Origin of the sequence: Pseudomonas sp. OVF7, from assembly GCF_030644265.1 — a bacterium.
In the GTDB taxonomy this organism is placed as follows: domain Bacteria; phylum Pseudomonadota; class Gammaproteobacteria; order Pseudomonadales; family Pseudomonadaceae; genus Aquipseudomonas; species Aquipseudomonas gorinensis.
Genome location: NZ_CP128996.1, coordinates 5,136,049 through 5,153,971 on the forward strand (window position 1 = coordinate 5,136,049; position 17,923 = coordinate 5,153,971).

A 17,923-nucleotide genomic window follows, 5' to 3' on the forward strand; every position below is an offset into this window, starting at 1 on the left:
GCCCCTTATGACGACAAGCCCGCACCGCCTGCCTGAAACACCCGAAACCAGCGAATTGCTCGACATGCGCGGCAGCAGCGCCGCCCAGCGAGCCCTGGACTATTACTTGAAAGAAGATATGTCGCCATCGCCCTCGGATGACACCTTCTTTCGCGTCAAACCCGACATCAGCCACGAAGAAGCCCTGGTGCACGCCTCGGACCTGCTGCGCAGTGCTGCCGCCACCGCCTACGAATCAGCGAACAGCCATCAAGGCAATCAACGCGACCTGGCATTCTCAGTGGTGTATTTGATCGATATGGCGAAGGCGATGGTGGAGCAGTCGCTGCAGGCGCCGAAGGCTCAGGCAAGCGTGTGACGGGCGCGCAGGAAAAATATTTCTATCTCACGGATAAAAACATTTGACTTGCAAATGATAATGATTATTATTGGGCTCAGCTGATCGCGAGATCAGTCGATAGACCAAGGGACCTTAGGTCGGACTCTTGGAATATCTCCTCATCAGGCTAATCACGGTTTTTGACCCGGCTCTTTGGCCGGGTCTTTTTTTTTGCCAGTTTCCCTGGCATGGCTTCAGGCTAATGAAGACTGTGTGTTGCTGAATGGCGCGCATGGTAGCAAAAGACCATCGTCCAAAGAAAGCCGATCGAAGGCTCTAGCCCAGATCTTTGAGAAATAGCGCTTGAGAATCAATCTCATAGATTCTAAGCTGCCCCAGCGTCAAGGACGACGCCCCCCTCCTCCGCAACAATTTTGCGTCAAGATTTTGCCCGGTGCCTGTGTAATATAACCGCCACAACATTCATACCCAGGCAACCCGACTATGACCGTGGCCTTGACCTCTATCAAGATCAGCACCGACTTCGACAGTGGCAATATCCAGGTTCTGGATGCCAGCGATGCCTATCAGTTGCTGCTCGCCATCGAACCCGATACCCGCAGCGCACATTTCCAGTGGTTCCACTTCAAGGCCGAAGGCATGCACGTGGGCCATACCCACACTTTCCGCCTGAGCAACGCCAGCCATTCTTCCTATAAGCATGCGTGGAGCGGCTACAACGCTGTCGCCTCCTACGACCATATCAACTGGTTCCGCGTGCCCACGCGCTTTGATGGCGAGACCTTGCACATCAGCCTCGAAACCCGTGAGAAACACGCCTGGTTCGCCTACTTCGAACCCTACAGCCGCGAACGCCACGACTGGCTGATCGAGCAGGCCGTGACCCGCGCAGGCGCTAAATTGCTGGCCACCGGTAAAAGTGTCGAAGGCCGTGATATCCAGTTGCTACGTCGTGGCAAAGGCGGCAGCAACCGGCGCAAGGTCTGGATCATCGCCCAGCAACACCCCGGCGAACACATGGCCGAATGGTTCATGGAAGGCATCATCGAACGCCTGCAACAGGATGGCGATGCCGAGCTGAGGAAGCTCCTGGCCGTTGCCGACCTGTACCTGATCCCCAACATGAACCCTGACGGTGCCTTCCATGGCCACTTGCGCACCAACGCCATGGGCCAGGACCTCAACCGCGCGTGGCAGAGCGCCAACCAGGAAACCAGCCCGGAAGTGCTGTTCGTGCAGCAACAGATGGAAAAGCATGGCGTCGACCTGTTCCTCGACATCCATGGCGACGAGGAAATCCCCTACGTGTTCACCGCCGGTTGCGAAGGCAACCCGGGATACACCCCGCGCATCGAAGCCCTGGAAAAACACTTCCGCAGCCACCTGAGCGCGCTGACCCGTGACTTCCAGACCACCCACGGCTACACCCGCGACCTGCCGGGCGAAGCCAACATGACCTTGGCCTGCAATGCCGTCGGCGAGAAATACGATTGCCTTTCGCTGACCCTGGAAATGCCGTTCAAGGACAACGACGATGCGCCCAACCCACACACCGGCTGGTCGGGCAAACGCTCGATGCAATTGGGTAAGGATGTGTTGAGCACGATCGCCGATATCGTGACCGTCCTGCGCTAACCCTTGCCTGGTCCGGCAAGGGTTCAATGGCAGCCTCAGTCTTTGGTACCGGTCATGCTTTGCAACACGCCATCGCGCCGAATCAGCCCGTGGAATAACGCCGCCGCCAGGTGCAAAAGCACCGTCAGGAACAGCAGGTAGGCCAGATACCCATGGGCCTTGCGTAACACCGCGAACAACGGTGCATTCGCGCCTACCAGCGCCGGCAGCTGTATCGAACTGCTCAGCATCACCGGGTCGCCCGCCGCTGAAATCATCGCCCAACCCAGCAGCGGCAGCACCAGCATCAAGGCATACAGCACCAGGTGAGACGCCTTGGCCGCCAGTGTTTGCCACAACGGCAAATCGCTGGGCAGCGGTGGTTGGCGCGTGGAAAAGCGCACCACCAGCCGCACGATCACCAGCGCCAGAATCGCAATCCCCAACGGCTTGTGCAGGTGAATCAACCATTCATGCCGCTCGGACACCGACGCGGCCAACCCCGCACCGATAAACAGCATCGCGATGATCATCAGCGCCATCAACCAATGCAGCAGGCGCGCCAGGGGCGTGAAAAACCGTGGTTGGGCATTCATGGCTTCGACTCCTGAGGGGCATTGTGCAAGGGGCTGACTTCGCCAGCGCGACGCAGGTAAGAACTGGCATACGCAGCCGAACGGGCCGCCAGCAGCGGATCATTGGACGCCTCGATGCCGCTCGGCAAAATCAGCGGGTCGAAGTTGATGTCACGGCAATCCCCATCGACCTGTGGCTGGCTACTGTCCAGCACCAGGCTGCCGACGTTGATGACCTTGTGCTCACCGGCCCAGGTCTTGCTCGCATCGTCCAGCGGGTCACCGGGGTTGGCCAGGGTCATGTTCAATTGCCAACGCAGCGGTCCTGCCGCCAGGCGTTGCACCAGGTCTTTCTCCAGAAAGTCATTGCCTGCCGGTGCGCTATCGCCGGGTGCATCCTGGCTCTGCGGTACGACGCCCCAACGCACGGCCTGGCGTTTGCCGTCGGCGTTCACCAGGTAAAACGCATTGATGCCGTTGTAGGTTTCAGTGGCATAGCTGGCCGATGGCCTGGCGGTCTTGACCCACGCCAGGAACGGCGCGGTCTCAGGGTGAGAAGCAAAAAACGCCGGCATACTCGCCGGGTTCGGCTTGCCGGTGGCCGGGTCGGGCGCGCCGGCCTTGAGCAGCTGGTAGAACGCCTCAGGCGTGCCCACCGGGAACACCGGCATGCTGTTCATCCCGGTGCGCCACTGCTGGCCGTTGGCTTGGGTAAATTGCACGGCAAAACTGCGGATCGGCACGCTGCTGTCCGGTGCATAGGGGTTGCCGCTGGGCAAGGCAAATCGGCCGATGATGGGGGTTTTGGCTGCGCTGAAGACTTGGGCGCTGGAATACGCGCGCGCCTCGGCGCTGCTCTCGAAATAACCCGCGACGCACACACCCTTGGCGTGGTTGCGGCGGAACCCCGGATGCACACCGTTATTGGTTTCCAGGGCATTGACCAGCGTCGTGGGCCGCAGGCGTTGTGGGTCGAGGGTGCCGTTGACGTAGGCAAACGCCCCCGCAACAACCGCAACAACCGCACCGATGCCGACAAGTCGAGCAATCAGGCTCGCAGTACTCAGCGCAAGACGGGGTGGTGGTGAGTGATCTACCATCAGGAAACTCCAGGGCCAAGGGCCTTTGGCGGTGAACATAGGGTCGGTGCATTGAGACGAATGCCGATCCGCTCTATTCCCTGGCCTTTGATTTATTTTCGAGAAAGGGGAATAACCTTCAGCGCCGGACGTCTCTCTAGTCCCAACGTAGCGACCAGCCAGCATCCCATGCACGCACTCGACGAACAGTTACGTGAACTCATCCCCAGGCTGCGGCGCTTTGCCGTGTCCCTGACCCGTCACGCCAGCAGCGCCGACGACTTGGTGCAGTCGACCCTGGAACGGGCGATCATCCGCTGGGACGACAAACGTCTGGAAGGCGACCTGCGCGCCTGGCTGTTCTCGATCCTCTACCGGCAGTTCCTCGACGCCCATCGACGCAGCCGCCGCTATGCACGCATGCTCGATTTTTTCACCGGGCGCGATGATGCCGAGCCCTCGGTCGAGCGCACGGTGATGGCCCAAGCCACCTTGCAAGCCTTCGATCAACTCAACACCGAGCAACGTGCGCTGCTGCTGTGGGTGTCGGTCGAAGGTTTGAGCTACAAGGAAGTCGCAGAAATCCTCGACGTGCCCATCGGCACGGTGATGTCGCGCCTGTCGCGGGCGCGCCAGGCCCTGCGCCAACTCAGCGATGGCGAAATCGCCAGCCCTTCCCTGCGGATACTCAAATGATCAGCCTGCCCCCCAGCGAACGCGATTTGCATGCCTACGTCGATCACCAGCTCCTGGAGAGTGATCGGCGTGTGCTTGAAACCTACTTGGCGGCCCACCCCGAGGTCGCGGCCCAAGTCCACGCCTGGCAGCAGGATGCGCAATTGCTGCGCGCGGCACTGAGTGGCGTCCTGCACCAGCCGGCCAACCCTGGGCTGGACCCGATGCTGATTCGCCAGCGCATCAAGCATCAGTCCCGCCGCCATTTCGCGACAGCGGCGGTGCTGCTGATTGCCGTCAGCCTCGGAGGCATTGGCGGCTGGCACGCCCGTGAAGCCACGCAACCGCCGCTGCTGCCCATGGCCGACGCCATGCAGGCCTACCGCCTGTTTGCCCAGGACGGCATCATGCCGGCCGACTACCGCTCTTCGGACAGCAGCACGATGCAAACCTGGCTTGATCGTTACTTCAACCAGGCCCACCGCCTGCCGGACTTGAGCCAGGCAGGTTTCAAGCCGGTCAGCGCACGCTTGCTCACCACCGAGCAAGGCGCAGCGGCGATGGTGTTGTACGAAGACGCGCAAGGTCGACACATCAGCTTCTACATCCGCCCACCGGGCCCGGACAACGGCTTTCTGCCCCGTGGCAACCGCAGCGCTGACGGCTTACACGCCGAATACTGGTCCGGCGCCGGCTACAACTATGCGATGGTCAGCCCGGTGGATCAGCCCACCGCGCCGCTGTTGAAGTTCTAGAAACTCCAGCACCACGGTATCGGTCCAGGTCTCGGCGTTGCAGGTGCACCCGGCCCTCCCAAACCCACGCCGCCTGCTGAGCGCTTGGGCGGGTGTCTACAGGCCATGCCTTTTCGAGATGGCTGGCGGCGCCCTTCTCGATTGGTCAAAACATGGTCGGGGCTCTAAAGTAAGCGACCACCGCACCACAGAGTGACTTGCATTGGCCGTGTTTCCCCTGATCCGACGCCTGCTCGGTAAAAACCCCGGCACCCGCGTCGACGCCTCCATCCCGATGTTCTTTCAGCACAAGGCCGAGCAACAGGGCTACACCCTCAGCGCCGGCCAGGCCCAGGCGATCGCCGCCATGGCCCGCGAAACCGCGCACCTGCTGGCCGGCCAACCGACCCGCAGCCTGTACCTGCACGGCCCGGTGGGGCGCGGCAAAAGCTGGCTGCTCGATGGGTTTTTCCAGGCGTTGCCAATGGCCGAAAAACAACGCGTGCATTTCCATGACTTTTTCGCCCGCCTGCACCGGGGCATGTTCGCCCATCGTCAGCAGCCAGACGCACTGGCCACGACCCTGGATGAGCTGCTCGAGGGCTGCCGCGTACTGTGCTTCGACGAGTTCCACGTCCACGATATTGGCGATGCCATGCTGATCAGCCGGCTGTTCAAAGCCTTGTTCAAGCGCGGTGTCCTGGTGCTGGTCACCTCCAACTACCCGCCCGCGGGCCTGTTGCCCAACCCCCTGTACCACCAGCGTTTCAAGCCGGTGATCGACTTGATCGCGGCGCGTATGGAGGTGTTGGAAGTCAGTTCGCCCCGCGACTTCCGCAGCCTGCCCCAGGCCCATGCCGAACAGCGCTTCACCCAGGGGCAATACGTGTGGCCGGGCACGCCGGCACAACGTGAGGCCCTTGGCTTGCCCACCGCCGATTGCCCGCCGCAGCCCCTCAGCGTCGGCGCCCGCCAGTTGACCTGCCGCCAGCGCGAAGCACACCGCATCGCTTTCACCTTCAGCGACCTGTGTGAACAACTCACTGCGGTAATGGACTACCTGCTGCTGTGCGACGACTTCGACCACTGGATCATCGATGGGCTGCCATACCTGGCGGATTGCCCGATCGCCGTGCAACAGCGCTTTATCAACCTGGTAGACGTACTCTACGACCGCGATAAGCAGTTGACCCTGATCGGCGAACAGCCCCTGGCCAAATCCCTGGAAGGCCAGGCCATCGACCTGGCCCGCACGGCCAGCCGCCTGAACCAATTGCAAACGGTCAGCCCGCAACGCGCGCCCGACCCGGTATCATGAGCGCCTTTTACGCCCTCTTGCCGAGTGACCGCGCCGTTCATGAATACCCTCGCCCAACTCAAGGCCGGCCAACTGGCCGGTATCACGCGCCTGGACCTGTCCTGCGGGCTGACTGAATTCCCCCGGGAAATCTTCGAACTGGCCGACTCCCTGGAAATCCTCAACCTCAGCGGCAACGCCCTGAGCAGCCTGCCGGATGACCTGCATCGCCTGCCGCACCTGCGCGTACTGTTCTGCTCGGACAACGCCTTTACGGAACTGCCCGAATGCCTGGGCCAGTGCGCCAAACTGAGCATGATCGGCTTCAAGGCCAACCAGATCCGCCACGTACCGGCGGCCGCGCTGCCGCCGCAGTTGCGCTGGCTGATCCTCACCGATAACCGCATCAGCCAACTGCCCGACGAACTGGGCCAGCGGCCGTTGCTGCAAAAACTGATGCTGGCCGGCAACCAACTCGCGCATTTGCCGCCGAGCCTGGCCAACTGCCAGAACCTTGAGCTGATCCGCATCGCCTCCAACCGTCTGACCCGCTTGCCCGAATGGCTGCTGACACTGCCGAGCCTGACCTGGCTGGCCTACGCTGGCAACCCGGTGGAAATGGCGGTTGACGTGGCCGCCGACGACGCGACACCGGATATTCCCTGGGCGCAACTGGCGCTCGCCGACGTGCTCGGCGAAGGCGCCTCCGGAGTGATTCGCAAGGCCACGTGGCAACCTGAGGCCAAGCCCGTCGCGGTCAAACTCTATAAAGGCGCCATCACCAGCGACGGCTCGCCATTGCATGAAATGCAGGCCTGCATCGCGGCCGGGCAGCACCCCAACCTGATCAAGGTCGAAGGCCGTGTGGTGGGCCACCCCGACGGCCAGGCCGCGCTGGTGATGGACCTGATCGAACCGAGCTACCGTAACCTCGCCGCCCTGCCCAGCCTCGCGTCCTGCACCCGCGACATCTACGACCCTGCCACCCGCTTCAGCCTCGCCGTGGCATTGCGCATGGCGCGGGGCATCGCCTCGGTGGCCGCACACCTGCACCGGCACGGCATCACCCATGGTGACCTGTACGGCCACAATATCCTGTGGAATGCGGCGGGTGATTGCCTGCTGGGGGATTTTGGCGCCGCGTCATTCCATGCCACGGCAGATACCCTGGAGACCAGGGCGTTGCAGCGCATTGAAGTGCGGGCGTTCGGGGTGTTGCTCGGGGAGTTGCTGGAGCGGATCGACACGGGCTTGAGCGACGACACGCGTCAGGTGCTAGAAGGCTTGCAGGCGCGTTGCTGCCAGCCGGAGGTGTTGGCACGGCCGAGTTTCGAGGAAGTCGAAGCGCTGCTGCAATCTATCCCACACCCCTGAACCCAATGTGGGAGCAAGCCCCCTCCCACACTGGGTTGCTGGTGGCAAGTAGAAAGCAGCCCGGCTGTGGATCTCGTGGATACCGCCAATCCCCTGTGGGAGATGTCGAGCTTTAGCGAGGCTTCGAAGGCGGTGGCATTGTTGGCAGGTGTGTTGGCTGACCCACCGCCATCGGGGGCAAGCCCCCTCCCACATTTGATCGCGGGTGGCAGGTAGAGAGCAGCCCGGCTGTGGATCTCGTGGATACCGCTAATCCCCTGTGGGAGATGTCGAGCTTTAGCGAGGCTTCGAAGGCGGTGGCACGGTTGGCAGGTGTGTTGGCTGACCCACCGCCATCGGGGGCAAGCCCCCTCCCACATTCAAGCCGAGCTTATTCAGCTCTCAATCAGCCTGCCAAGCCGACGAACATATCCTGCACGTCGTCATGGTTGTCCAGACCTTCGAGGAAGGCTTCGACTTCCGCCATCTGCGCGTCGGTCAAGCCGCTCACCGGGTTTTTCGAGATGTAGCCCAGCTTGGCCGACAGTACGGTGAAGCCCTGCTCCGGCAAGGCTTTTTGCACGGCGTCCAGGTCGGTGGTCTCGGTAATGAACAGGGTGGTGCCTTCTTCTTCACCTTCTTCGAAGTCCTGGGCGCCGGCTTCAATCGCGGCCATTTCCGGATCAGCGTCCGGGCTGTCCGGCGACGCTTCGATCAGGCCAACGTGGTTGAAGTCCCAGGCCACGGAGCCGGAAGCCCCCAGTTGGCCCTTACGGAAGGCCACGCGGATTTCCGCCACGGTGCGGTTGATGTTGTCGGTGACGCACTCGACGATCAACGGCACCTGGTGCGGGGCGAACCCTTCGTAGGTCACCCGGTGGTACTGCACGGTTTCACCCAGCAGGCCGGCACCTTTCTTGATGGCGCGGTCCAGGGTTTCCTTGGGCATCGAAGCCTTTTTGGCCTGCTCCACCACCAGACGCAGGTGGGCGTTGGTCGCCGTGTCGGCGCCATTGCGCGCGGCGATGGTGATCTCTTTCACCAGCTTGCCGAAGATCTTGCCCTTGGCATTGGCTGCCGCTTCTTTATGTTTGACTTTCCACTGTGCGCCCATGACTCACTCTCTTCTCGTCCATCGCGCCGAAACGTCTACTGGCCGGCGCTTTGGGGGCAGAGTTTATAGGGCAAAAACGCTCTGATCCACCAAAAACCGGCCATACCCCTCAGGTTCGCAAGGGTTTGATCGTCGCATCCTGCTCCGGCACCAAGCCCCTCATCGGCGCCAGCTCGAAGAACGCCTGAATCAAACGCAACGACCGGCGCCGCTCCATGCACCCGAGCATATGCCGGTTCAGCAGCCCCTCGCCGCGGATCGGCACCGCCTGCACGCGCGGGTCCTGGCTGACCTCCATCGACGACACCACGCCAACCCCCAATTCAGCCGCGACGGCTTCGGTCACCGCCTCGCGGCTGTCCAGTTCCAGCAACACCCTGGGTTGCACATTGGTCGCCAGGCAGGCGTCGTCGAAGGTGCGTCGGGTGATGGAGCCGGGCTCGCGCAGCACCATGATCACCTCGTTCAATTGCTCCAGGCCAATGCCCTTGGGCAGCGTCGCCCACGGGTGGCTGGCCGGTACCAACGCGCAAATCCGCGACTCGCCCAAGGGGTGCAGGTGCAAGCCATTGCGCGGCTCCGCCTCAGTCAGCACCGCTACATCCACGTGCTCGGCCAGCAACGCCGCCAGGGTTTCCTGGGCATTGCCCAAGCGCAGGTTGACGGTGATGCCGGGGTAACGCGCACGCAGGCTGGCAATCATCGGCATCACCAGGTGCGGGCCGTCCGCCGCCACTTCCAAGCGCCCGGAGAGCAATTGTCGATTGGCCTCCAGCAGGGTCTGCGCCTCGTCGACCAGGCCGAAGATCGCGCGCGTGATCGCCGCCAGGCGCGCGCCCTCCTCGGTCAACTCGACCCGCCGCGCCGTGCGACGCAACAGCGGGATCTGGTAGTGCTCCTCCAGGGCCTTGATATGCCCGGTGACCGCCGGCTGGCTGATGAACAGCCGCGCTGCCGCACGGGTAAAGCTACCCTCGCGGGCCACGGCATCGAATGCGCGCAATTGGAACAGGTTCATGGGGATTGACCTGGCTATCGGCCTGACTGATAGCTCGCATAACAACAAACAATTTGATTGATAACAAGCCAAACTGCAATTTAGGCGCCGTAGCTTCACCCCCAAACAGCTTGCAAGGACTTGAGATGAGCACTGCCGCGCCGATCCTGCTGACACCTGGCCCCTTGACCACCTCTGCCCGCACTCGCCAGGCAATGATGGTGGATTGGGGGTCATGGGATGACCGTTTCAACCAACTCACTGCCAGCACCTGCGCGCAACTGCTGGCGATCCTCAACGGTGCCGAAAGCCACCATTGCATCCCCTTGCAGGGCAGCGGCACCTTCGCCGTCGAAGCCGCCATCGGCACCCTGGTGCCCCGCGACGGCAAGGTGCTGGTGCTGATCAACGGCGCCTATGGCAAACGCCTGGCGAAGATCTGTGAAGTACTCGGCCGTACGTTCAGCACCTTTGCGACCGCCGAGGACGAACCCACTACCGCCGCCGACGTCGACCGCCTGCTGCACGCCGACCCGACCATCACCCACGTCGCCTTGATCCACTGCGAAACCAGCACCGGCATTCTGAATCCGCTGCCGCAGATCGCCGAGGTGGTCAAACGCCACGGCAAGCGCCTGATCGTCGACGCCATGAGCTCGTTCGGCGCACTGCCGATCGATGCCCGCCAAGTGCCGTTCGAGGCGTTGATCGCCGCCTCGGGCAAATGCCTGGAGGGCGTGCCCGGCATGGGCTTTGTCTTCGCCGAAAAACAGGCGCTGGCCGCCGCCCAAGGCAACTGCCACTCCCTGGCGATGGACCTGTTCGAGCAGCACAGCTACATGGCCAAGACCGGCCAGTGGCGCTTCACCCCGCCCACCCACGTGGTCGCCGCCCTGCACGAAGCGCTGCTGCACTACCACGAAGAGGGCGGCCTGCCCGCGCGCCATCAGCGCTACGCCAATAACTGCCAGGCGTTGCTCGACGGCATGGCCGAACTGGGCCTGCGCAGCTTCCTGCCGGCAGCGATCCAGGCGCCGATCATCGTCACCTTCCACGCGCCAAAAGACCCGCGCTACCAGTTCAAGGCGTTCTATGAACGGGTCAAGGCCAAGGGTTTCATTCTGTATCCCGGCAAATTGACCGAGGTCGAGACCTTCCGCGTCGGCTGCATCGGCCACGTCGATATCGCCGAGATGCAGGCGGCGGTGGCGGCGGTCGCCCAGGTGCTGCAAGAGATGGAAGTGTTGGACATTTGATTCTCCCCATGACCCACAGGATTCGACCCATGAACTATCAAACCCCCAACACCCTCCAGGCCGTCATCCTCGACTGGGCTGGCACCGTAGTCGACTTCGGTTCGTTCGCCCCCACGCAGATCTTTGTCGAAGCCTTCGCCGAGTTCGACGTGCCCGTCTCGATCGAAGAAGCCCGTGGCCCGATGGGCATGGGCAAGTGGGACCATATCCGCACCCTCTGCGACCAACCGGCGGTCGCCGAGCGCTACCGCAAGGTGTTCGGCCGCACGCCCAGCGATGACGACGTCACCGCCATCTACCAGCGCTTCATGCCCTTGCAGATCGAGAAAATCGCCGCACACTCGGCCCTGATCCCCGGCGCCCTCGACACCATCGCGGCGCTGCGTGCACAGGGGATCAAGATCGGTTCCTGCTCGGGCTACCCCAAGCCAGTGATGGACAAGGTTGTCGCCCTGGCGGCCCGCAACGGCTATAGCGCCGACCACGTGGTTGCCACCGACGAAGTCCCCAATGGCCGTCCATGGCCGGCCCAGGCCCTGGCCAACGTGATCGCGCTGGGCATTGACGATGTGGCGGCCTGCGTCAAGGTCGACGACACCGTCCCGGGCATTCTCGAAGGCCGCCGCGCCGGGATGTGGACCGTGGCCCTGACCTGCTCCGGCAACGCCCTGGGCCTGACCTACGCGCAATTTCGCGCACTGGACAGCGCCACCCTGGCCAGCGAACGCACGCGCATCGAGACGCTGTTCCAAGCCTCGCGCCCGCACTACCTGATCGACACCATCAGCGACCTGCCGGCGGTGATCACGGACATCAACCAGCGCCTGGCACGCGGTGAAATGCCGCAAGCGCACTGATCAAGGTCAACACAACGGCATTCGCGTCGGGCAAATCCGGCAAAACAGGCTTACAGTAAAAGGACTTCGTCGCCAAAGAACGGAGGTTTGCCCTGATGAGTGAGGAAGAAAGCGATGCCGTGGAAAAATTCCGATACACGCTACAGCACCATGTCGATTGCGTTGCACTGGTTGATGGTGGTGTTGCTGGCGGTGGTCTACGCCTGCATTGAGTTTCGCGGGATCTTTCCCAAAGGCAGTGGCGGGCGGGCGTTGATCGTCGAAATGCACTTCATGTTCGGCCTGACCGTGTTTGTGCTGGTGTGGCTGCGCCTGTTTGCACGCAGCCTGGGCGTTGCACCGAAGATCGTTCCGGCCCCCCCGCCATGGCAGTCCTCGCTGGCGACCCTGATGCATCTGGCGCTGTACGTGTTCATGATCGGCATGCCGATCGCCGGTTGGCTGATCGTCAGCGCCCAAGGGCATTCCGTGATGTTCTACGGGGTCGAGTTACCGCCGCTGATCGGTGAAAACAAGGACCTGGCCAAGCAGATCAAGGAATGGCACGAACTGGGCGGTTCGATCGGTTATTGGTTGATCGGGCTGCACGCGGTGGCCGGCCTTTACCACCATTACTTCATGCGCGATAACACGGTGTTGCGCATGATGCCCAAGCGCTAGGCGCCAATCCCACGACGGCCCTGCAAGCCGCCCGTATGGATGAAGATCAGGCGAGTGCCGCGACCGAAGCGTCCGGCCTCGACCTGTTGCTTCAACGCCAGCAACGCCTTGCCGGTGTACAGCGGCTCGAGCGGCACACCGCAGGCCTGTTCGGTGGCGTCGATAAAGTCGAGCAGGAGTGGGTCAACCTTGGCAAACCCGCCCCGGCTGGCGTCCAGCAGCTCATATCCCTGCTGCACGATGGCCTGCACGTTTTGCGCGACACCGTGATCATCCGGCACCGCCATTGCGCCAAACACCGGATGCGCACCAGCCTCTGCCAGCACCAGGCCCGCCAGGGTGGTGCCAGTGCCCGCCGCCAGCCACCAGGCCGTGTAATCCGCCCACCCCAGGTTGCCCAACTGCGCGCGAGCCTGCTCGACCAACACGCCACACCCCGACGCCCCGCAGAGCGTGCCGCCGCCTTCGGGCACAGGATGTAAGTCCGGATACTGCTCACGCCATGGCGCCCAGAATCCAGGTTGGTGGCGTGCGCGATAGCCGCCATACCCCAGCCAATGCAACTGCATGCCGAAGGCTTTCAGGTCGATCACGGTGGGGGTGTCTTGAGGATGGCCGCGCAACAGGCCGACGGTAGGGAAACCGAAGCGTTTGCCCGCCGCCGCCAGCGCGTGCAAATGGTTGGAGTGCGCTCCGCCCAGGCTGATGATTCCGTTCGCACCGGCCTGTTGCGCCTGGGCCAAGTGCCCGGTGAGCTTGAACCACTTGTTGCCGCTGATCAGCGGGTCGATGCGGTCCAGGCGCAGCACGGCCAGTTCAACCCCGTTCAGCCAGTCCAGCGGCAAGGGTTCAAGCGGCGCACAGGGAAGCCAATCGAAGGGACCCATCGGGGGAACATCTGCATGAAAAAGGGGCGGTAGTCTAACACCGCCCCGCCTCGGTTCCTTACAGCTCGGCCGCCAGGCGCGAGCCCTGGTTGATGGCGCGCTTGGCGTCCAGCTCGGCCGCCACATCGGCACCGCCGATCAAGTGCACGTGCTGGCCCGCGGCGACCAGGCCGTCCTGCAATTCGCGCAACGGATCCTGGCCGGCACAGATGACGATATTGTCCACCGCCAACAGCTGCGGCTCGCCCTCGGCGCCGATGCGGATATGCAGGCCCTCATCGTCGATCTTCAAGTATTCGACGCTGTTGAGCATCTGCACCTGCTTGTTCTTCAACCCGGTGCGGTGAATCCAGCCGGTGGTCTTGCCCAGGCCGTCGCCGACCTTGGAAGCCTTGCGTTGCAGCAGGAACACATCGCGCGCCGGTGCATGACGCTCGGGCTTGATCCCGGCCACGCCGCCACGGGCTTGCAGTTGGGTGTCGATGCCCCACTCTTTCCAGAACGCATCACGGTCCAGGCTGGTGGAGACGCCCTGGTGCACGAGGAATTCCGACACATCAAAGCCGATGCCACCGGCACCGATCACCGCGACGCGCTTGCCCACCGGCTTACGCTCAAGGATCACGTCCAGGTAGCTCAGCACCTTGGCATTGTCGATACCCGGGATCGCCGGGGTACGCGGCGCAATGCCGGTGGCCAGGATAATCTCGTCATAGCCGCCCGCCACCAGTTGCGCGACATCCACACGGGTGTTGAGGCACACCTCGACGTGGGTGGTCTGCAGCTTGCGCTTGAAGTAGCGCAGGGTTTCGAAGAACTCTTCCTTGCCCGGTATGCGCTTGGCGATATTGAACTGGCCGCCGATCTCGCTGGCGGAGTCAAACAACGTGACTTGATGGCCGCGCTCAGCCGCCACGGTAGCCGCTGCCAGGCCTGCGGGGCCGGCGCCGACCACGGCGACTTTCTTGATCTGTTTTACCGGCAGGTAGTTCAGCTCGGTCTCGTAGCACGCCCGCGGGTTGACCAGGCAAGTGGTCAGCTTGCCGCCAAAGGTGTGGTCCAGGCAGGCCTGGTTGCAGCCGATGCAGGTGTTGATTTCATCGGCGCGACCGGCAGCGGCCTTGTTGACGAACTCCGGGTCAGCGAGGAACGGTCGTGCCATCGACACCATGTCGGCATCGCCTTCGGCAAGGATCTGCTCGGCAATCTCCGGGGTGTTGATGCGGTTGGTGGTGATCAGCGGAATCTGCACCGCGCCACGCAACTTGGCGGTGACTTTACTGAAGGCGCCACGCGGTACCTTGGTCGCGATGGTCGGGATACGCGCTTCGTGCCAGCCAATCCCGGTGTTGATGAGCGTGGCGCCGGCCTGCTCGATGGCCTTGGCCAACTGCACGATTTCTTCCCAGGTGCTGCCGCCTTCGACCAGGTCGAGCATCGACAGGCGGAAGATAATGATGAAGTTCGGGCCCACCGCTTCGCGCACCCGGCGCACAATCTCGACCGCCAGGCGCATGCGGTTTTCGTAGCTGCCGCCCCAACGGTCGGTACGGTGGTTGGTATGAGCGGCGAGGAACTGGTTAATGAAGTAGCCTTCGGAGCCCATGATTTCCACGCCGTCGTACGCGGCGGACTGAGCCAGCAGCGAGCAGGTGACGAAATCCTGGATCTGCTTTTCGATGCCCGCCTCGTCCAGCTCCTTGGGCTTGAACGGGTTGATCGGTGCCTGGATCGCACTCGGCGCGACCTGCTTGGGGCTGTAGGCATAACGGCCAGCGTGGAGGATCTGCATGCAGATCTTGCCGCCCGCGTCATGGACGGCCTGCGTGACGATCCTGTGCTTCTGCGCCTCCTGCTCGGTGGTCAGCTTGGCCGCGCCGGCATACACCCCGCCTTCGTCGTTCGGGCCAATGCCGCCGGTGACCATCAGGCCCACGCCGCCACGGGCGCGCTCGGCAAAATAGGCCGCCATGCGCTCGAAACCGCCCGGTTTCTCTTCCAGGCCGGTGTGCATCGAGCCCATCAGGGTACGGTTGCGCAAGGTGGTAAAACCCAGGTCCAACGGGGCCAGCAGGTGCGGGTACGCAGCAGCGGTCATGGTCAAGCTCCACAACGGATCATCACGGGGGTGTGGCAGGCTCGTAGGGCCCGTCATCGGTTTATGTCCCACAGACTAAGAGGCGAGGGATGACGGCTCAATGACTGAAACTGACAAGTTATTGATCCAAATGCACAGTGCCCCTTGGCAAGCCGGGGCATGGGCCCTACCCTAGGTGCGAACCCTGCACTTGGTCCGTTGTCTGTTCCCCCATGCGTAAACTTCTCGTTCTTACCGTCACCATGGCCCTGGTTGCCGCCATCGCCGCGTATCTGGTCTGGACCCAGGAGCGCCCCGTGGCGCATTACCTGTCCGACCTGCGCATTACCCTGGCCGTCAACGAAGGCCAGCCGGCCGACCGCGGCAATCTGCTGGGCATCCAGCCCGAGCTGTTCCCCGCTGACTACCAGAGCCTGGAACGCCTGCACCTGAAGCTGGCGGCCTACCTGCAAAAAGCCCGCGACCAGGGGCTGATCAATGAAAAGACCATCGTGGTGCTGCCGGAACACATCGGCACCTGGCTGATGCTCGGCGGTGAGAAAAACGAGCTGTACCAAGCGCCCCATGTCAAAGATGCGATGAATTGGCTGTCGATCAGCAACCCGTTGCAGTTCCTGCGGGCCTGGATCAGCGCCACCGGCGATAACCGCATGGACGATGCCTACCTGCGCATGAAAGCCCCGGAGATGGCGCGCGATTACCAGGTACTGTTCGGCGGCCTGGCCAAGGAATTTGGCGTGACCCTGGTGGCCGGCTCCATCGCCCTGCCCAACCCCAGCGTCCGCCAAGGTCACTTGCAGGTCGGCCATGGTGCGCTGTACAACGCCAGCCTGGTGTTTGCCGCCGACGGTTTGCCCGTGGGCCAGCCGCAACGCCAGCTCTACCCGATCTACGATGAGCGCGGTTTTATCGAGCCGGGCGATGAAACCATCGTCAGCGTAGTCGACACCCCGGCTGGACGCCTGGGTATCCTGATCGGCAGTGACAGCTGGTACCCGGACAACTATCGCAAGCTCAACGAACAAGGCGCACAGCTGATCGCGGTGCCGGCGTTTGTCATCGGTCGCGACACCTGGGACCGCCCATGGCGTGGCTTCAAAAGTGTGTCCACCCCACCGGAAATCAGCCTCAAGCCCGAAGAGCTCAGCGAGGGCGAGGCCTGGCGCCGTCTCACCCTCATCAGCCAGCCCGCCATCAGCCAGGCCAGCGCCGGCATGAGCGTGTTCCTGCGTGGGCAGTTCTGGGACCTGGGCACTGCCGGGCACAGTTTCCTCAGCAGCAACGGGCAAATCATCGCCGACGGCGACGCCCGCGGCGCACGCCTGCTGAATATCTGGTTGTAATGCCGTGAAACCGGTGCGCCTGGGGGATCTGTCGGTGGGCTTCGTGCACACCCTGGCCGACGCAATCCACAGCCACGGCCTCGACCCGCACCCCCTGCTGCTGCAATACGGCCTTGACCCGGCACGCCTCGCCGAAGCGGGCGCGCGCTTGTCGATCCCGCGCTATATGCGCCTGGGCCATGCCGCCATCCAACTCACCGGCGACCAGGCCCTGGGCCTGCGCATGGGCCAACTCAGTCGCTTGAGCCAAGCCGGCCTGGCCGGGGTCACGGCCGCCCAGGCGCCCAACGTGCGTGAAGCGGCGCGCACCCTCACACGCTTCGAAGCGCTGTACGGTTCCAACTATCGCGGGCAATCGAGTTTTCATGAGGATGCCGAAGGCGCCTGGCTGCGCTTCTATTCCATCAGCCCCTACAACGCCTACAACCGCTTTGTGGTGGACTCGATCATCGCCGGGTGGCTGCACCAACTGTCGAGCCTGGCCCAGCAACCGGTGCAGGCACAGCGCATCGAGATTGAATTCGACGCCCCCGAGTACAGCGACCAGTACAGCATGCTGGGTGACGGCCTGGTCCACTTCGGCGCAGACATCAATCAACTGCGCCTCAGCCAACAAACCCTGGCCCTGCGCAACCCACAGCACTGTCCAAGCACGTGGCAACTCTTGCTGCAATTGTGTGAAAGGGAATTGGAGCAGTTGACTCGCACCCGCAGCCTGCGCGAGCGCATTACCCGGTTGCTCGGGCCGATGCTCAATGGTGGCCGGGAACCCGACCTGGAAGAAGTGGCGGCACGCTTGAAGCTGCCCACCTGGACGCTACGCCGCAAACTGGCCGAAGAAGGCACTCAGTTTCGCGCAATCCTCAACGACACCCGCCGCGACCTGGCCATGACTTACATTCGCGATACGGAACTGGCGTTCGGCGAGATCGCCTATTTGCTCGGTTTTGCCTCGGCCCAAGCCTTTCAACGGGCGTTCAGGCGGTGGAACAACCAGACCCCAGGGGAATTTCGCCGCAGTCAGCGGCACTCCGCCTGAAGTCG

The 17,923-nt window shown here is 62.9% G+C and carries 17 protein-coding genes; 11 read left to right on the forward strand and 6 right to left on the reverse strand.

All coding sequences use genetic code 11. From position 1 onward, the window contains the following. Positions 1–7: 7 nt before the first annotated feature. Complete coding sequence (locus QU606_RS23160) at positions 8–358, forward strand: DUF3077 domain-containing protein (RefSeq protein WP_024076247.1); 351 nt, start codon at positions 8–10, stop codon at positions 356–358. Between the two features lie 465 nt (positions 359–823). Further along, the gene (locus QU606_RS23165) at positions 824–1,975 is read left to right on the forward strand and encodes a M14-type cytosolic carboxypeptidase (RefSeq protein WP_024076248.1); all 1,152 of its coding nucleotides are present in this window, start codon (positions 824–826) and stop codon (positions 1,973–1,975) included. Between the two features lie 35 nt (positions 1,976–2,010). Here the strand turns inward: QU606_RS23165 and QU606_RS23170 are convergent, their stop codons facing one another. Both QU606_RS23170 and QU606_RS23175 read right to left on the reverse strand, forming a co-directional pair. Next, positions 2,011–2,550 carry a cytochrome b gene (locus QU606_RS23170; protein ID WP_024076249.1) on the reverse strand — a complete coding sequence of 180 codons (540 nt, stop codon included), beginning with the start codon at positions 2,548–2,550 and terminating at the stop codon, positions 2,011–2,013. Then, entirely contained in the window at positions 2,547–3,629 is a 1,083-nt protein-coding gene (locus QU606_RS23175) for a catalase family peroxidase (RefSeq protein ID WP_102624853.1), read from the reverse strand. The genes QU606_RS23170 and QU606_RS23175 overlap by 4 nt, the downstream gene beginning before the upstream one ends. Positions 3,630–3,797: 168 nt before the next feature. On the opposite strand from QU606_RS23175, the gene QU606_RS23180 reads away from it, so the two are divergent. From QU606_RS23180 to QU606_RS23195, 4 genes are all read left to right on the forward strand, one after another. Continuing rightward, positions 3,798–4,304 carry an RNA polymerase sigma factor gene (locus tag QU606_RS23180; RefSeq protein ID WP_102624838.1) on the forward strand — a complete coding sequence of 169 codons (507 nt, stop codon included), beginning with the start codon at positions 3,798–3,800 and terminating at the stop codon, positions 4,302–4,304. Further along, positions 4,301–5,038 (forward strand): anti-sigma factor, encoded by a 738-nt coding sequence (locus QU606_RS23185; protein ID WP_304997566.1) that lies wholly within the window; start codon positions 4,301–4,303, stop codon positions 5,036–5,038. Before QU606_RS23180 ends, QU606_RS23185 begins: the two co-directional genes overlap by 4 nt. A gap of 202 nt (positions 5,039–5,240) precedes the next feature. Continuing rightward, complete coding sequence (zapE, locus tag QU606_RS23190; RefSeq protein ID WP_304997567.1) at positions 5,241–6,335, forward strand: cell division protein ZapE; 1,095 nt, start codon at positions 5,241–5,243, stop codon at positions 6,333–6,335. 39 nt (positions 6,336–6,374) lie between these two features. Further along, complete coding sequence (locus tag QU606_RS23195) at positions 6,375–7,688, forward strand: protein kinase (RefSeq protein ID WP_304997568.1); 1,314 nt, start codon at positions 6,375–6,377, stop codon at positions 7,686–7,688. A 385-nt stretch (positions 7,689–8,073) separates the two neighbouring features. Here QU606_RS23195 and QU606_RS23200 read toward each other — a convergent pair whose 3' ends face one another. Next, the gene (locus tag QU606_RS23200; protein WP_069076539.1) at positions 8,074–8,781 is read right to left on the reverse strand and encodes a YebC/PmpR family DNA-binding transcriptional regulator; all 708 of its coding nucleotides are present in this window, start codon (positions 8,779–8,781) and stop codon (positions 8,074–8,076) included. A gap of 109 nt (positions 8,782–8,890) precedes the next feature. Further along, entirely contained in the window at positions 8,891–9,799 is a 909-nt protein-coding gene (locus QU606_RS23205; RefSeq protein WP_069076540.1) for a LysR substrate-binding domain-containing protein, read from the reverse strand. 125 nt (positions 9,800–9,924) lie between these two features. On the opposite strand from QU606_RS23205, the gene QU606_RS23210 reads away from it, so the two are divergent. The 3 genes from QU606_RS23210 (at position 9,925) to QU606_RS23220 (ending at position 12,551) form a co-directional block, all read left to right on the forward strand. Continuing rightward, the gene (locus QU606_RS23210; RefSeq protein ID WP_304997569.1) at positions 9,925–11,034 is read left to right on the forward strand and encodes a 2-aminoethylphosphonate--pyruvate transaminase; all 1,110 of its coding nucleotides are present in this window, start codon (positions 9,925–9,927) and stop codon (positions 11,032–11,034) included. Between the two features lie 29 nt (positions 11,035–11,063). Further along, positions 11,064–11,891: a phosphonoacetaldehyde hydrolase gene (gene phnX, locus QU606_RS23215; RefSeq protein WP_069076542.1), complete on the forward strand. Its 828-nt coding sequence runs from the start codon at positions 11,064–11,066 to the stop codon at positions 11,889–11,891. A 114-nt stretch (positions 11,892–12,005) separates the two neighbouring features. Beyond that, a complete protein-coding gene (locus QU606_RS23220; protein ID WP_069076543.1) occupies positions 12,006–12,551 on the forward strand; it encodes a cytochrome b in 546 nt (181 codons plus the stop codon). Here the strand turns inward: QU606_RS23220 and QU606_RS23225 are convergent. Next, the gene (locus QU606_RS23225) at positions 12,548–13,438 is read right to left on the reverse strand and encodes a 1-aminocyclopropane-1-carboxylate deaminase/D-cysteine desulfhydrase (protein WP_069076544.1); all 891 of its coding nucleotides are present in this window, start codon (positions 13,436–13,438) and stop codon (positions 12,548–12,550) included. The two genes, QU606_RS23220 and QU606_RS23225, sit on opposite strands and share 4 nt — an antisense overlap. 58 nt (positions 13,439–13,496) lie before the next feature. Next, complete coding sequence (locus QU606_RS23230) at positions 13,497–15,536, reverse strand: NADPH-dependent 2,4-dienoyl-CoA reductase (protein WP_069076545.1); 2,040 nt, start codon at positions 15,534–15,536, stop codon at positions 13,497–13,499. 212 nt (positions 15,537–15,748) lie between these two features. On the opposite strand from QU606_RS23230, the gene QU606_RS23235 reads away from it, so the two are divergent. Next, entirely contained in the window at positions 15,749–16,879 is a 1,131-nt protein-coding gene (locus QU606_RS23235) for a carbon-nitrogen hydrolase family protein (RefSeq protein ID WP_069076546.1), read from the forward strand. A 4-nt stretch (positions 16,880–16,883) separates the two neighbouring features. Then, positions 16,884–17,918: an AraC family transcriptional regulator gene (locus QU606_RS23240; RefSeq protein ID WP_024076263.1), complete on the forward strand. Its 1,035-nt coding sequence runs from the start codon at positions 16,884–16,886 to the stop codon at positions 17,916–17,918. Positions 17,919–17,923 lie beyond the last annotated feature (5 nt).